This window comes from Pseudomonas sp. Pseusp9 (genome assembly GCF_059491265.1).
On sequence record NZ_CP168500.1, the window covers coordinates 2,501 to 16,410 of the forward strand.

Annotated in this window: 8 protein-coding genes and 3 rRNA genes; 5 read left to right on the top strand and 6 right to left on the bottom strand. The window is 57.4% G+C overall.

Features of this window, described 5'->3' with window-relative positions:
* The first annotated feature begins 26 nt into the window (after nt 1-26).
* From ACEN8E_RS00020 to rrf (ACEN8E_RS00030), 3 genes are all read left to right on the top strand, one after another.
* Nucleotides 27-2,918, top strand: a 23S ribosomal RNA gene (locus ACEN8E_RS00020).
* A 150-nt stretch (nt 2,919-3,068) separates the two neighbouring features.
* Nucleotides 3,069-3,184 (top strand): 5S ribosomal RNA (rrf, locus tag ACEN8E_RS00025).
* A gap of 110 nt (nt 3,185-3,294) precedes the next feature.
* Nucleotides 3,295-3,410 (top strand): 5S ribosomal RNA (gene rrf / locus ACEN8E_RS00030).
* A gap of 105 nt (nt 3,411-3,515) precedes the next feature.
* Here rrf (ACEN8E_RS00030) and ACEN8E_RS00035 read toward each other — a convergent pair.
* The 5 genes from ACEN8E_RS00035 to ACEN8E_RS00055 form a co-directional block, all read right to left on the bottom strand.
* On the bottom strand, nt 3,516-3,983 hold the full coding sequence (locus ACEN8E_RS00035) for an SRPBCC family protein (RefSeq protein ID WP_495590930.1): 468 nt from the start codon (nt 3,981-3,983) through the stop codon (nt 3,516-3,518).
* Nucleotides 3,984-4,006: 23 nt separating this feature from the next.
* Nucleotides 4,007-7,417: an amino acid adenylation domain-containing protein gene (locus ACEN8E_RS00040; protein ID WP_495590931.1), complete on the bottom strand. Its 3,411-nt coding sequence runs from the start codon at nt 7,415-7,417 to the stop codon at nt 4,007-4,009.
* Nucleotides 7,418-7,430: 13 nt separating this feature from the next.
* Nucleotides 7,431-8,360, bottom strand: a complete 930-nt coding sequence (locus ACEN8E_RS00045; RefSeq protein ID WP_495590932.1) for a diiron oxygenase — start codon at nt 8,358-8,360, stop codon at nt 7,431-7,433.
* On the bottom strand, nt 8,357-9,133 hold the full coding sequence (locus ACEN8E_RS00050) for a DUF3050 domain-containing protein (protein ID WP_495590933.1): 777 nt from the start codon (nt 9,131-9,133) through the stop codon (nt 8,357-8,359). The genes ACEN8E_RS00045 and ACEN8E_RS00050 overlap by 4 nt, the downstream gene beginning before the upstream one ends.
* 731 nt (nt 9,134-9,864) lie before the next feature.
* The gene (locus ACEN8E_RS00055) at nt 9,865-10,575 is read right to left on the bottom strand and encodes a GntR family transcriptional regulator (protein ID WP_495590934.1); all 711 of its coding nucleotides are present in this window, start codon (nt 10,573-10,575) and stop codon (nt 9,865-9,867) included.
* 196 nt (nt 10,576-10,771) lie between these two features.
* Between ACEN8E_RS00055 and lapG the strand changes: the two genes are divergently transcribed.
* Together lapG and lapD are read left to right on the top strand one after the other, a co-directional pair.
* Nucleotides 10,772-11,464: a cysteine protease LapG gene (gene lapG, locus ACEN8E_RS00060; protein ID WP_495590935.1), complete on the top strand. Its 693-nt coding sequence runs from the start codon at nt 10,772-10,774 to the stop codon at nt 11,462-11,464.
* A 14-nt stretch (nt 11,465-11,478) separates the two neighbouring features.
* Nucleotides 11,479-13,425 (top strand): cyclic di-GMP receptor LapD, encoded by a 1,947-nt coding sequence (gene lapD, locus ACEN8E_RS00065; RefSeq protein WP_495590936.1) that lies wholly within the window; start codon nt 11,479-11,481, stop codon nt 13,423-13,425.
* A 45-nt stretch (nt 13,426-13,470) separates the two neighbouring features.
* Here lapD and ACEN8E_RS00070 read toward each other — a convergent pair whose 3' ends face one another.
* On the bottom strand, nt 13,471-13,809 hold the full coding sequence (locus ACEN8E_RS00070) for a hypothetical protein (RefSeq protein ID WP_008022183.1): 339 nt from the start codon (nt 13,807-13,809) through the stop codon (nt 13,471-13,473).
* Between the last annotated feature and the right edge of the window lie 101 nt (nt 13,810-13,910).

Here is a 13,910-nt window from a genome sequence, read left to right on the forward strand (position 1 = left end):
TATAACCAGATTGCTTGGGGTTATATGGTCAAGTGAAGAAGCGCATACGGTGGATGCCTTGGCAGTCAGAGGCGATGAAAGACGTGGTAGCCTGCGAAAAGCTTCGGGGAGTCGGCAAACAGACTTTGATCCGGAGATGTCTGAATGGGGGAACCCAGCCATCATAAGATGGTTATCTTGTACTGAATACATAGGTGCAAGAGGCGAACCAGGGGAACTGAAACATCTAAGTACCCTGAGGAAAAGAAATCAACCGAGATTCCCTTAGTAGTGGCGAGCGAACGGGGACTAGCCCTTAAGTGGCTTTGAGATTAGCGGAACGCTCTGGAAAGTGCGGCCATAGTGGGTGATAGCCCTGTACGCGAAAATCTCTTAGTCATGAAATCGAGTAGGACGGAGCACGAGAAACTTTGTCTGAATATGGGGGGACCATCCTCCAAGGCTAAATACTACTGACTGACCGATAGTGAACTAGTACCGTGAGGGAAAGGCGAAAAGAACCCCGGAGAGGGGAGTGAAATAGATCCTGAAACCGTATGCGTACAAGCAGTGGGAGCCCACTTTGTTGGGTGACTGCGTACCTTTTGTATAATGGGTCAGCGACTTATTTTCAGTGGCGAGCTTAACCGAATAGGGGAGGCGTAGCGAAAGCGAGTCTTAATAGGGCGTCTAGTCGCTGGGAATAGACCCGAAACCGGGCGATCTATCCATGGGCAGGTTGAAGGTTAGGTAACACTGACTGGAGGACCGAACCGACTACCGTTGAAAAGTTAGCGGATGACCTGTGGATCGGAGTGAAAGGCTAATCAAGCTCGGAGATAGCTGGTTCTCCTCGAAAGCTATTTAGGTAGCGCCTCATGTATCACTGTAGGGGGTAGAGCACTGTTTCGGCTAGGGGGTCATCCCGACTTACCAAACCGATGCAAACTCCGAATACCTACAAGTGCCGAGCATGGGAGACACACGGCGGGTGCTAACGTCCGTCGTGAAAAGGGAAACAACCCAGACCGTCAGCTAAGGTCCCAAAGTTATGGTTAAGTGGGAAACGATGTGGGAAGGCTTAGACAGCTAGGAGGTTGGCTTAGAAGCAGCCACCCTTTAAAGAAAGCGTAATAGCTCACTAGTCGAGTCGGCCTGCGCGGAAGATGTAACGGGGCTCAAACCATACACCGAAGCTACGGGTATCACGTAAGTGATGCGGTAGAGGAGCGTTCTGTAAGCCTGTGAAGGTGAGTTGAGAAGCTTGCTGGAGGTATCAGAAGTGCGAATGCTGACATGAGTAACGACAATGGGTGTGAAAAACACCCACGCCGAAAGACCAAGGTTTCCTGCGCAACGTTAATCGACGCAGGGTTAGTCGGTCCCTAAGGCGAGGCTGAAAAGCGTAGTCGATGGAAAACAGGTTAATATTCCTGTACTTCTGGTTATTGCGATGGAGGGACGGAGAAGGCTAGGCCAGCTTGGCGTTGGTTGTCCAAGTTTAAGGTGGTAGGCTGAGATCTTAGGTAAATCCGGGATCTTAAGGCCGAGAGCTGATGACGAGTTACCCTTTGGGTGACGAAGTGGTTGATGCCATGCTTCCAAGAAAAGCTTCTAAGCTTCAGGTAACCAGGAACCGTACCCCAAACCGACACAGGTGGTTGGGTAGAGAATACCAAGGCGCTTGAGAGAACTCGGGTGAAGGAACTAGGCAAAATGGCACCGTAACTTCGGGAGAAGGTGCGCCGGTGAGGGTGAAGCATTTACTGCGTAAGCCCACGCCGGTCGAAGATACCAGGCCGCTGCGACTGTTTATTAAAAACACAGCACTCTGCAAACACGAAAGTGGACGTATAGGGTGTGACGCCTGCCCGGTGCCGGAAGGTTAATTGATGGGGTTAGCTAACGCGAAGCTCTTGATCGAAGCCCCGGTAAACGGCGGCCGTAACTATAACGGTCCTAAGGTAGCGAAATTCCTTGTCGGGTAAGTTCCGACCTGCACGAATGGCGTAACGATGGCGGCGCTGTCTCCACCCGAGACTCAGTGAAATTGAAATCGCTGTGAAGATGCAGTGTATCCGCGGCTAGACGGAAAGACCCCGTGAACCTTTACTATAGCTTTGCACTGGACTTTGAATTTGCTTGTGTAGGATAGGTGGGAGGCTTTGAAGCGTGGACGCCAGTTCGCGTGGAGCCATCCTTGAAATACCACCCTGGCAACTTTGAGGTTCTAACTCAGGTCCGTTATCCGGATCGAGGACAGTGTATGGTGGGTAGTTTGACTGGGGCGGTCTCCTCCTAAAGAGTAACGGAGGAGTACGAAGGTGCGCTCAGACCGGTCGGAAATCGGTCGTAGAGTATAAAGGCAAAAGCGCGCTTGACTGCGAGACAGACACGTCGAGCAGGTACGAAAGTAGGTCTTAGTGATCCGGTGGTTCTGTATGGAAGGGCCATCGCTCAACGGATAAAAGGTACTCCGGGGATAACAGGCTGATACCGCCCAAGAGTTCATATCGACGGCGGTGTTTGGCACCTCGATGTCGGCTCATCACATCCTGGGGCTGAAGCCGGTCCCAAGGGTATGGCTGTTCGCCATTTAAAGTGGTACGCGAGCTGGGTTTAGAACGTCGTGAGACAGTTCGGTCCCTATCTGCCGTGGACGTTTGAGATTTGAGAGGGGCTGCTCCTAGTACGAGAGGACCGGAGTGGACGAACCTCTGGTGTTCCGGTTGTCACGCCAGTGGCATTGCCGGGTAGCTATGTTCGGAAAAGATAACCGCTGAAAGCATCTAAGCGGGAAACTTGCCTCAAGATGAGATCTCACTGGAACCTTGAGTTCCCTGAAGGGCCGTCGAAGACTACGACGTTGATAGGTTGGGTGTGTAAGCGCTGTGAGGCGTTGAGCTAACCAATACTAATTGCCCGTGAGGCTTGACCATATAACACCCAAGCAATTTGCGTCGAAAGGCCAGATTGCGGTGTGTGAAGACGCAAGAACCGAAAGTTCGACGCTCACAAAACACCGATTTCCATCACATACCCAATTTGCTGAAGCGCGGCCAGCCGGCCACGACTCGGTACCCGAATTTCTTGACGACCATAGAGCGTTGGAACCACCTGATCCCATCCCGAACTCAGCAGTGAAACGATGCATCGCCGATGGTAGTGTGGGGTTTCCCCATGTGAGAGTAGGTCATCGTCAAGATTAAATTCCGAAACCCCTATCTGCGTATGCAGGTAGGGGTTTTGTCTTTATAGTAGAAGCATCAAGAATTCGTTGGTACGTCACTACAGACGGACTGACAAACAGAATTTCTTGACGACCATAGAGCGTTGGAACCACCTGATCCCATCCCGAACTCAGAAGTGAAACGATGCATCGCCGATGGTAGTGTGGGGTTTCCCCATGTGAGAGTAGGTCATCGTCAAGATCAAATTCCGAAACCCCTGTCTGCTAACGCAGACAGGGGTTTTGTCGTTTCAGGGGTACTGAAAAGCCCGTTGCGGAGCCTCTCCACAACGGGCTTTTTCACGCTCTACGCAAACAGTTTCAGCACATTGTTCATCGCATCATCGGCAAAGCCTTGCACGAATTCCTTGAAGCCTGGCAGCGCCTCGGCGCCACCCTGCGCCGGTTCGGCAATGATGGTCCAGGTGGCTCGGGACTTGCCCGAATCCAGTGATTCAACGCTCATCGCGGCCCACAGATTGGCCACACCTAATGTGTTGTAGATAGTGGTCCAGGTCATGTGTCGCGCCTGGTCGTCCCGGGAGTTAAGCTGTTCGACCACCTGGTTGCCGTCCTTGAAAAACTTTTTGCGTAGCGATGACACGCCTTCACCGGTCATTTCGATGTGCGACAGTGCCGGGATGAAGCGATCGAAGCCGGAAAAGGTACCGACTACGGCCCATACCTGCGCAGCATCGGCGGGCACGTCCACCGAGGACACCACGTGGCAGCCTTGAGGGTTTTTGATCAGGGTATCGGGTTGCAGAGTACTCATGGTCTTGCTCCATTGGGGGTGAGTCAGATGAAGTTGATTTCTTTGAGGTAGTCGCAGCCGCGACGTAGCAACGCCGGGGACTTTCGCGGGTAGTGCGCACCCATGAGCCGTACGCCGGCCTGGGCGTTGTCGTGACCGATCATCGAGATGTCGCCGATGTCCTCCTCAAAACCGTTGAGGTAGAACCCCAGCACGCCGAACAACGCGTTATCGCTGTCGACCCGGCTCAGCTGCTGCTGCCAGTCGGTGACGCTGACCATCGCGAATTCGCGCCCCGCCTCGCGGAAAGACGCCACGTAGTCGTCCCAGCTCAGGGGCTCGGGGTTGTGCAGGTTGAACACCGCCTGTTCCGGTTGATAACGACTGGCGTGGAAGGCGATGAATCGGGCGAGAAAGTCCACCGGCATCAAATCGAAGTTCAAGGCGAACTCCGGCACCTGACCCAGCTGGATCGAGCCCTTGAGCATCAGCATCAGGCGATTCTTGTGTGGCTGGCACACGCCCGTGAGGCTGTTGAAGCTGATGTTGCCAGGGCGGTAGAGATTGACCCGGACTCCAAGCTCCCGCGCCCGTTCGAGGATTCGCTCGCCGACCCATTTGGACAGGTTGTAGCCGTTCTTGATGTAGATGGGGGGCGTTGGTGCGGCCGGCAGCTCAAGCACTCGGCCGTCTTCGGATATCGTGCTGGAGGCCGAAAGCGTCGAGACGAAATTGAAGATTTTTTTGCTGCGCCCTTCGCACAGGCGCAAACATTCGAAAATCGGCTCTACGTTATCCCTCGCCAGCGACTCGTAATCGAGGACGTGATTGACGTTGGCCGCGTTGTGCACCAGTGCGCCAAACTCTCGATCCAGGCGCTGATAAACCTCGGTTGCCAAACCGAGTTCCGGCCGCGAGATGTCTGCCGCGTGAACCCGCACGCGGCTCATATCCAGATGCTCCAGACGGTTCTCCCGCAGCGCCTGGGCAAATCGCTCGTCCGCCGATTGCCCATTGCCCTCGCGAACCAGGCAAGCGACCTCGCTGGCCCCCCAGGCCAGCAGCGCCTCGACGATGTGTACACCGACGAAACTGTTGGCGCCGGTGACGATCACCTTGTGCACATCGCCCATGCGGCTGATGGGCAGCGGCTGAATATCCAGTTCGCGGAACGCATCGCGCAGCGCTTGCTCGCTCAGCACTTCTTCGCTGCCGGAGCCACGTACCAGTGTCGCCAGCTTCCTGATGGTGGGAAGCTCGATGAAGCGGTTGATCGAGATGCTGCGCTCGAACTCTTCACGCAGGCGCAGGAGCATGCGCGATAGCAGGATCGAGTGCCCGCCCAGATTGAAGAAGCTTTCGTCGGTGGGAATATCGCTCGCCGGCAGCTCCAGCAACTCGGCCCAGATGTCCAGCAGCAGGGCCTCATCGGCATTGACGGGCAGGCGCCGTGAAGGGCATTCGGTAACGCTCACCGGCAGCTCCAGCAACGCCTTGCGGTCGACCTTGCCATTGCTGGCGTAAGGCAGGCTTGCCAGCTCGATCCATGCAATGGGGTGCATGTAGTCCGGCAGGTGCTGTGCCGCGTGAGCCTTCAACGCCTGGCGAGCGGCGTCTGGGAGGTCTTCTCGGGGTTGGGCAAGGAAGGCCAGAATCCGTCGCTGGCCATCGATGACCACGGCAACCTGGCGGTACAACCGGCTGTCGCGCAGGCAGCGCTCAATCTCTTCCGGCTCGACCCGGAAGCCGCGAATCTTCACCTGATTATCACGCCGACCGCACAGCTCGATCCCTTCGGCCGTCCACTTCGCCATGTCCCCGGTGCGATAGACGCGCAGGGTCCGGCCATCAGGCAAGTTCAGGTCCAGATAACGCTCAGCGGATTGCTGCGGGTTGTTCAGGTAGCCCAGGCACACGCCCGGGCCGGCGATGTACAACTCACCGACGGTCTGTTCGGCCACCGGTTGAAAGTCATCATCGAGAATAAACACCTGACTATTGGCGATCGGCGCCCCCAGCGAGCGGTTGTTGTCGCCTGCCTGAAGTCGTCGTGCGGTGATCAGCACCGTGGCTTCGGTGGGCCCGTAGAGGTTGTAGAGCTTGCCCTGACGGCTCAGTTGCTCAATGACCCAAGGCTCGCAGACATCGCCGCCGGTCATCACACGGTCCAGGCACTGCAACTGCTCCAGCGGCAGGATGCTCAGCAAGGCCGGCGGTAAAAAGGCGTGGCTCAGTTTCCGATGACGAATCAGCTCCACCAGTTGCAGTGGATCGCGACGCTGGTTCTCGTCGGGCACGATCAGTTCGGCGCCTTGCAACAGGGTCGGGAAGATGTCGATCAGCGATGAGTCGAAACTCAATGAAGAAAACTGCAGCACCCGGCTCTGGCTGGTCAACTGCACATAGTCGGCATACCAGTGGGTGAAGTGCGCGAGGTTCGCCTGGCTGAGCAGCACGCCCTTGGGATGACCTGTGGTGCCTGAGGTGTAGAGCGCCATACAGGGCGCATCGAGATCAGGCCGTTGGTACATCAAGGGGTGAGTGAGGTCCACGTCGCGGTGATCGATACGCCCGATGTCCAGCCCCGGCATCTCCCTCGCCAGGGGATGCTCGCCGTCATGCAGCAACAACAACGCACCGGCATTCGCCAGAATGTATTGCAGACGTTGCAGCGGATGGCTCGGCTCCAGCGGCAGGTACACCGCACCACTGCCCAGGATCGCCAGGATTGCGGCATACAGCGCGTTGCATTTGGGCAGGCAGATCCCGACGACTACCGGGCCTTGGTGCTGATCCAGCAGCGGTCGCAAACGTTGCTGGATGGCGCGGCTGTGGGCGTGCAACTGGCGATAGTCGAGCGTTGTGCCGGCAACGCTCAAGGCCGGACGGTCAGCGCTCTGGATGCACTGCTGTTCCAGCCTTTCTATCATTGGCGTTTGCGCGAGTTGCTGCAGTCGTGGGTCGGCGGTGGCATTGAGGCGATGCACGAACGCGAGGCTGTCCAGGAACCGCAGGTTCTCGATGCGCTCGAAGCGGGCAGGTACGGTGGGTTCGGCGTGTATAAAATAATCGGCATCCCGCGAGTAGCGGCTGACCAGCAGCGCCACCTGATCAATCAGTGCTGTTATGGCTCGCATACGCAGCGCCTGACCGTTACCCGACGGCTCATCGGCAATGGGTACGCGAGTCAGCAGCGTTGAGCCATGACAGCACAACAGTTCCAGCGAGGGCAGGCCTGACGCCTGCGGCAGGCCAAGACCCAATTGCAATGTCAGCTGTGGCGCCTGAGCGGCGAACTGAAGCGACGTGCCATCGTCGATCAGGAGATCCACAGGCCCCGGCATTTCGTCGAGTGCGGATATCCGTGTCAGAGAGTGACCGTGTTGTTCGAGTTCCCGCGCCAGGCCGGTCATGGCCTGGCTTTGTCCGTGGAGCAAGATGTCGAGACGTCTCATGGTGGGCTCCTCGTCAAACCAGGTAGTCGCTGAGAGCGGTTTGTACGCACGGCGAGTCGAGCAGCGAACTGCTGTGGAAAAACCGCACGATGTTGGCCACCAGCGGGTGATGGCGATTGATCGGGAAGGCCAGTGCCGACATTTCGTTCTTGAGTGCGTAGCGCGCCGCGTCGTTGGTCTGCAGTGCGTTGATCAAGCGCAAGTCGAAGGATTTCTGGATGTCGTTGGTCAGGTAATGGCCAATGAACACCGGCAGGATCTGCGCGATGCAAAGGCGGTCGTCCGCACTTGCGGTATGCCAGTAAATGCGTACCAGCCGTGCCCAAAAACCGGAATGGCGCCCCTCGTCCAGCAAGTGATCGGCCATCAGGCCCTTGATCGATTGCTTGACCGTGTCGTCCCTGGCGAACGCGGCGACATCCCCGGTCACGGTGTTTTCGGCGATGGCCACGCAGATCAGTTCTACAGCGCTGCGCAGGTGCTCCGGTGCGAGTGCCACGGCTGCCGGTATCGCTCGGCTCAGTTCGATCTCGTTCGGCAATTCAATGGGGGTGATGCCGGTCAACGCGATGGTCTGTTGCATGAAATCCATCGCCACCAGTGCGTGGTAATCCTCGTCCACCACGACAGTCATGGCGTCGTAGCGGCAGGCGAACGGGAACTCGACCGCGAAGCGATTCTTGGCGATGCTGCGGGCGGTCTTGTCGACGATCTCGGTTTCGAAAATCACCACATCGTTGATGAATTTGTAGAGCGTCTGCACCAGGGCGAAGTCGCGCAGCTGCGGACATTCGCGCAGAAAGGTTTCACTCAGCACCAGCGGTTGACGGCTCAAGGGGTAGATCAGTTTGTCGTCGTTCTCCAGCACGCGTCGCGGGCGTGTGCGGATGGTCGCGCGACTTTCCCAGGTGTCGGCGAAGGATTGGTAGTCGGCGGCGTTCATGCACTCACCTGCGCGACCGATTCGTTGATGCTCAGGCGCAATCCATCCCACAGGGCAATACGGCTTTCCACGGCCGCGATGGCGCTGGCGTACACGTCTTCCTGCCGTTGCGGGTCTCCATCGACCAGTCGCGCCAGGAGCTTTTCCGCTGCCGGGCCGTGGTCCTCGGAATCGACTTCAATGTGCCGTTCGAGGTAGTAACGGAAGGTCGGCGCCTGCTCGGTGCCGATACCCCAATCGTCGAGGATGCGCTGGAACATCTGCGGGATAACGCTCTCGCGACCGTGCAGAAACGCCGCCGCGACACTGTGACCCGGTGCATGTAACGCGGTGTGCAGCGTATGGCGAACGAAATGTGCAGCCGCCGGGTCGACGTTGATGCTCTGCAAGGCCACGTCGTAGCTCACGCCTTCTTGTTGCAGGGCCACGAAGCGTTCGATGGCAACGGTGCAGGCGCCGACTTCGCGCATTGCATCCAGATACAACTCGAAGTGGCTGTAATGACCCTGGGCCGGGCGATCATCTGACTCCTCACCCAGCACGATCTCGTTGATCAACCGCGCGGCCTGGGGATCCTGCGGTGGCAGCCAGGGCAGTCGCACGCAAGTCAGCTCCTGTTGCAGGCGCTTGGTCAGTGACATGAAGTCCCATACGGCAAAAATGTGGGTTTCCATGAAGCGTCGCAGGACCGGTAGCGAATGTATTTCAGAGAAAATCGGGTGTTCGCCAAGTTCGGCTTTTATTTGAATAAGACGTTCTTTAGTTGGTTTCATGGATGGGCCTGTAAGTGATCTGCGGTGAGAGTAATCAAGCGCTGAAGTTCGCTTAAGGTTTTTGCGGGCGAACGGGTACCTCAAATGAATTGATCTTTTTCAGTGCTGGATATGCCTTGTAACTGAGGCGCTGCTGTCGCTTGTGGTGGGCGGCGAAGAAAAATTAATACACATATAAAGTGTCAATCAAGTTGTTTTGGTATTATTTTGCTATTCGACTTTTTCAAAGTTGACAAGTCCCAATAAAACTTTTGATATTGGTTTTATTTTGGCGTAGTTACTCCTTCCGGCATATATAAGTCAGAATTGTATAAAGAGTGAATGCCTCACTCGAAGTAACTTTTTAGTTGGTGTCGTTGGGGGATGTCTGAGGGGGGTGGAAGTGGGTCGTGAGTGGTGCCGATCCTTCCGTTCCCGTGGTGAGGCTCCTTCCTTCGCTTCTGGGGATGGGGACTACGCCATTCGCACGGAATGTCCCCGGTTTTATTGTGTCCTTGGCACCCAGAGTGGGCGCAAATCGAGGCGGTCGCCAATACTGAGACAGCAAGTAATCGTTGAGATGGTCAGGATTGCAGGCGACGAGGCGTTGGGGCGTGATATAGCGCCGCGAGGGTGGTGTGGATTGGACGCAGGGAATTTGTAATCAAATTATTCGTGGTGCACATTCGGGGAAATGTGCATCAGGCGAGGCGAACCCTTCGGTGCGCCTCGCCCGGACTTGCCACGGCGGGTTACCTGGACGTGTTTTTGGCTCGGACTTCAGGACTGTTGAGGTAGCGCGAAATGACCTCGACCGCTCGGTTAAGGTGGTGTTCGAGCAGCTTCACGGAGCGTTCGACGTCCCGGTCTTCGGCGGCCCGTAACAATGCCCGGTGGTCGTCCTGGGACAGTTTGCCCAGGCCCATGGCTTCCAGGTTGAAGCGCAGGAACCGCTCTTCCTCGATCAGGCCGTCTTCGACCAGACTCAACAGCCGGCGATTAGGTGCCCGGCTGTAAAGCACCATGTGGAACAGGCGATTGAGCCGGCCGATTTCGGCGTAGTCGCTTTGTGTTTCGAGTTCGTCGATGTAACGGGCAGCCTGTTCGAGATCTTCGTCCTGGAGCAATGGCACCGAGAGACGCAGGGCTTCGGACTCCAGGAGGATGCGCAGCGCGTAGGTTTCCACGGCGTCGCCCTGGACCAGCGGTGCGACCACGGCTCCCTTATGGGCAATCACGTTGAGCAACGATTGTGCTTCGAGCTGGCGCAAGGCTTCGCGTACAGGCATGCGGCTGACGCCGAACAGGTCGGCGAGGTCCTGCTGGCGCAGGGCCGCGCCGCAAGGAATGCGCCCGTCGAGTATGGCCGCGCGCAGGGTTTCTTCAATCACCGAACGTGCCAGGTGCGCGGGAATGGGCCCGTTGACCTTGATACTGCTTAGAGGGTTGGGCTTTTGTGTCACTAAACGCACCCTGATTGATGGAGTTTTTTTGGATCCAAATGACACTAGTAACTGCCTGAAAGCTTGTCAAACAAACAAACGAGTGCCTTTCTTGCAGTTTAGCGCGCCGCCAATGATCTCACCGTGCCATTGTCTTTTTCCGGTCTAACCTTCACCATTCGAACGACTCCCTCCTGCCTACCCAGGATGCCTCGCATTGGCGGCAAGATTAACGATCCCCCGGATTTTATGCTGGCTGTGCAGCGCATTGCTGCTGGCTGGCGTGATGTTGGGCAGCTTGAGTGCCGATTGGGATTTTTCCCTGATCAGCCGGCGGGCGCAGGCATTGTACGGACCGTTGGGGGAAGGTCAGCAACGCATCAATGATTGGCAATACTTGTTGGCCAGTCAGAAGCAGATCGGCGAGTTGGAACAACTCAATGTGGTCAATCGCTTCTTCAACAAACAGCTGCGATATGTCGAAGACATTGATCTGTGGCATGAAACCGACTACTGGGAAACCCCGATCGAAGCCCTCTGGAAAGGCGCTGGCGACTGTGAAGACTACGCTATTGCCAAGTACTTCAGCTTGCGTCACCTCGGTGTAGCCAGTGAAAAGCTGCGTATTACCTATGTCAAGGCACTGACCCAGAACCGCGCGCACATGGTGCTGACTTACTACTCGAGTCCCGAAGCCGAACCCCTGGTGCTCGATAGTCTGATTGATGCAATCAAGCCCGCCAGCCAGCGAAAGGATTTGCTGCCGGTCTACTCTTTCAATGCAGAAGGGTTGTGGTTGCGGGGCACCAAGGGCAACAAAAAGGTCGGCGATACCAAGCGTCTGTCGCGCTGGCAGGATGTGTTGAAGAAAATGCAGGCCGAAGGATTCCCGGTCGAGACGACTAACTAGGAGCAGGTGCTCAGATGTCTTTGTTCAAACAGCTGTTGATTGCTATCTGTCTGTTCCTGGTGGTCGCCTTCACCGGCAGTTTCATGGTCAGTCTGGAAAGCTCGCGCACTCAGTACGTCAACCAGTTGCGCTCCCATGCCCAGGACGCGGCGACGGCGCTGGCGCTTTCCCTGACACCGAATATCGACGACCCGGCGATGGTCGAGTTGCTGGTCAGCTCGATTTTCGACAGTGGTTACTACGCGAGCATCCGCGTGGTCGACCTGAAGAACGACCAGACCCTGGTAGAGCGCACGGGCATTCCGGCGGTCAACAACGTTCCGGACTGGTTCGTCAAACTGATCGGCCTGGAGCCCGCTGGTGGTGATGCGATCGTCAGCCGCGGCTGGGAGCAGGCTGCCCGGGTCGAGGTGGTCAGCCACCCGATGTTCGCGCTGGCCAAGTTGTGGCAAAGCGCTTTGGGCAGCCTGAGCTGGTTGCTGCTATGCGGCGCGGTCAGTGCGGTACTCGGCGCGCTGTTGCTGCGTCAGCAATTGAGACCGCTGGATTACATGGTCAAGCAATCCCACGCCATCGCCCGGCGGGAGTTTCTCAGCCTGCCGGAGCTGCCGCGCACCCCAGAACTTCGCCGGGTCGTGCAGGCCATGAACCAGATGGTCGAGAAGCTCAAGGCGCTGTTTCAGGAGCAGGCGGAGCGTAGTGAAAAACTGCGGGTCGAGTCTTATCAGGACTCATTGACCGGGTTGGCCAACCGGCGTTATTTCGAGATGCAACTGAATGCGCGGGTGAGCAACCCGGAGCAGGCCAGTTCCGGTTACCTGCTGCTATTACGGGTCAAGGATCTGGCCGGTCTCAACCAGCGTCTCGGTGGCCAGCGCACCGATGACGTGCTCAAGGCCGTCGGCGAACAACTGTCTCGCGAGTGCGCCAAATATCCGGAAACCCAGAATCTGGTCACTCGTATCCGTGGTGGCGAATTTGCCGTGCTGGCGCCGGGGCTGGTGCGCGAAGAAGCGCTGCAACTGGCACAAAACCTCGACAGCGCCTTGGCCAGTCTGCACGCTACCGGCGCCACCGATGTGGCCGCCGTGGCGTCTATCGGCCTGGCGCCTTTTGCTCACGGCGACTCGCCGCAAACCGTGCTCAGCCTCGGTGATCAGGCACTGGCGCAGGCCGAGGGCCAGGGCGAGCAGAACTGGGCCTGTATCGAACACAGTCTTTCGGCCAGTGTCGGCGATGATCACCACGCCTGGCATCGCATGCTCGACCAGGCGCTGACACAGCAGCGCTTCGAACTGTATTTCCAGCCGGTAGTGGCTGCCCAGGACACGCAACTGGTACTGCATTACAAAGTGTTGTCGCGACTGCTCGACGAACACGGCCAGACCATCCCCGCCGGGCGTTTTCTGCCTTGGCTGGAGCGCTTCGGCTGGACGGCGCGTCTGGATCGGCTGATGCTCGAACGGGTGTTGGAGCAAATGAGCGGGCATGAGGAGTCGCTGGCGCTGAATCTGTCGTCGGCTACCTTGGGCGACTTGCAGGCGCAAAACAAAATTTTCGAGATACTGCGTGCGCATTCCAACCTCGGCCCGCGTCTGACCCTGGAGATTGGCGAAGAGCAGTTGCCTGACCAGGCGGTGCTGGAGCAGTTGACCCGGCACCTGCGCGAACTCGGCTTCTCACTGAGCCTGCAACGTTTTGGTGGACGCTTCAGCATGATCGGCAACCTGGCACGGCTGGGGCTGGCGTACCTGAAGATCGATGGCAGCTACATTCGCTCGATTGATCTGGAGAGTGACAAGCGCCTGTTCATCGAGGCGATCCAGCGAGCGGCGCACAGCATTGATTTGCCGCTGATTGCCGAGCGGGTCGAGACTGAAGGCGAGCTGTCGGTGATCCGCGAGATGGGGATTTACGGTGTGCAGGGCCAGTTGTTCGGCGAGCCCAAGCCCTGGGGCTGATTTGATCGCTCCCACGCATCGCGTGGGAATGATCGGAGGGTTGTGTCAGATCAACCCGGTCTCTTCATCATCGATCAATTGGCTCAAACCACCCAAGGCTTCGCGGGCCTGGTTTCGGTCCATGAGTTTAGCCTGGGCCGCCGTTGGCAGGTCGGTGACGCGGATCACGCCTTTCTGTGTCAGCACCTGAATCAAGTCATCGAGTACCCGGATCATTTCCAGGTCACTTTGCTTGAGCTGTTTGAGGCTGTTCTCCACCGCTGCGTTGGCAAACCAGGTCTGGATTTCGTGATTGTCGGCCGGCAGCGTTTCCGTGGCCTCAGCGTAGGCGGCGGGTTCCACGCGTACCAACAGGCCCTGCGCATCGCGTTGCACGTAAAACATTGAGCATCCCTCAGAATTGAACCAGCGTCGTGCTGTCAGCAGCATAGGTCAACTGCACGCCAGTATGTGGCGCAGCGACGAAATCGTCACCGGGCAGTGGA

Coding starts and splice junctions, on each gene's coding strand:
- ACEN8E_RS00035 (WP_495590930.1), bottom strand. CDS start 3,983: ATGAGTACTCTGCAACCCGATACCCTGATCAAAAACCCTCAAGGCTGC.
- ACEN8E_RS00040 (WP_495590931.1), bottom strand. CDS start 7,417: ATGAGACGTCTCGACATCTTGCTCCACGGACAAAGCCAGGCCATGACC.
- ACEN8E_RS00045 (WP_495590932.1), bottom strand. CDS start 8,360: ATGAACGCCGCCGACTACCAATCCTTCGCCGACACCTGGGAAAGTCGC.
- ACEN8E_RS00050 (WP_495590933.1), bottom strand. CDS start 9,133: ATGAAACCAACTAAAGAACGTCTTATTCAAATAAAAGCCGAACTTGGC.
- lapD (WP_495590936.1), top strand. CDS start 11,479: ATGTCTTTGTTCAAACAGCTGTTGATTGCTATCTGTCTGTTCCTGGTG.
- ACEN8E_RS00070 (WP_008022183.1), bottom strand. CDS start 13,809: ATGTTTTACGTGCAACGCGATGCGCAGGGCCTGTTGGTACGCGTGGAA.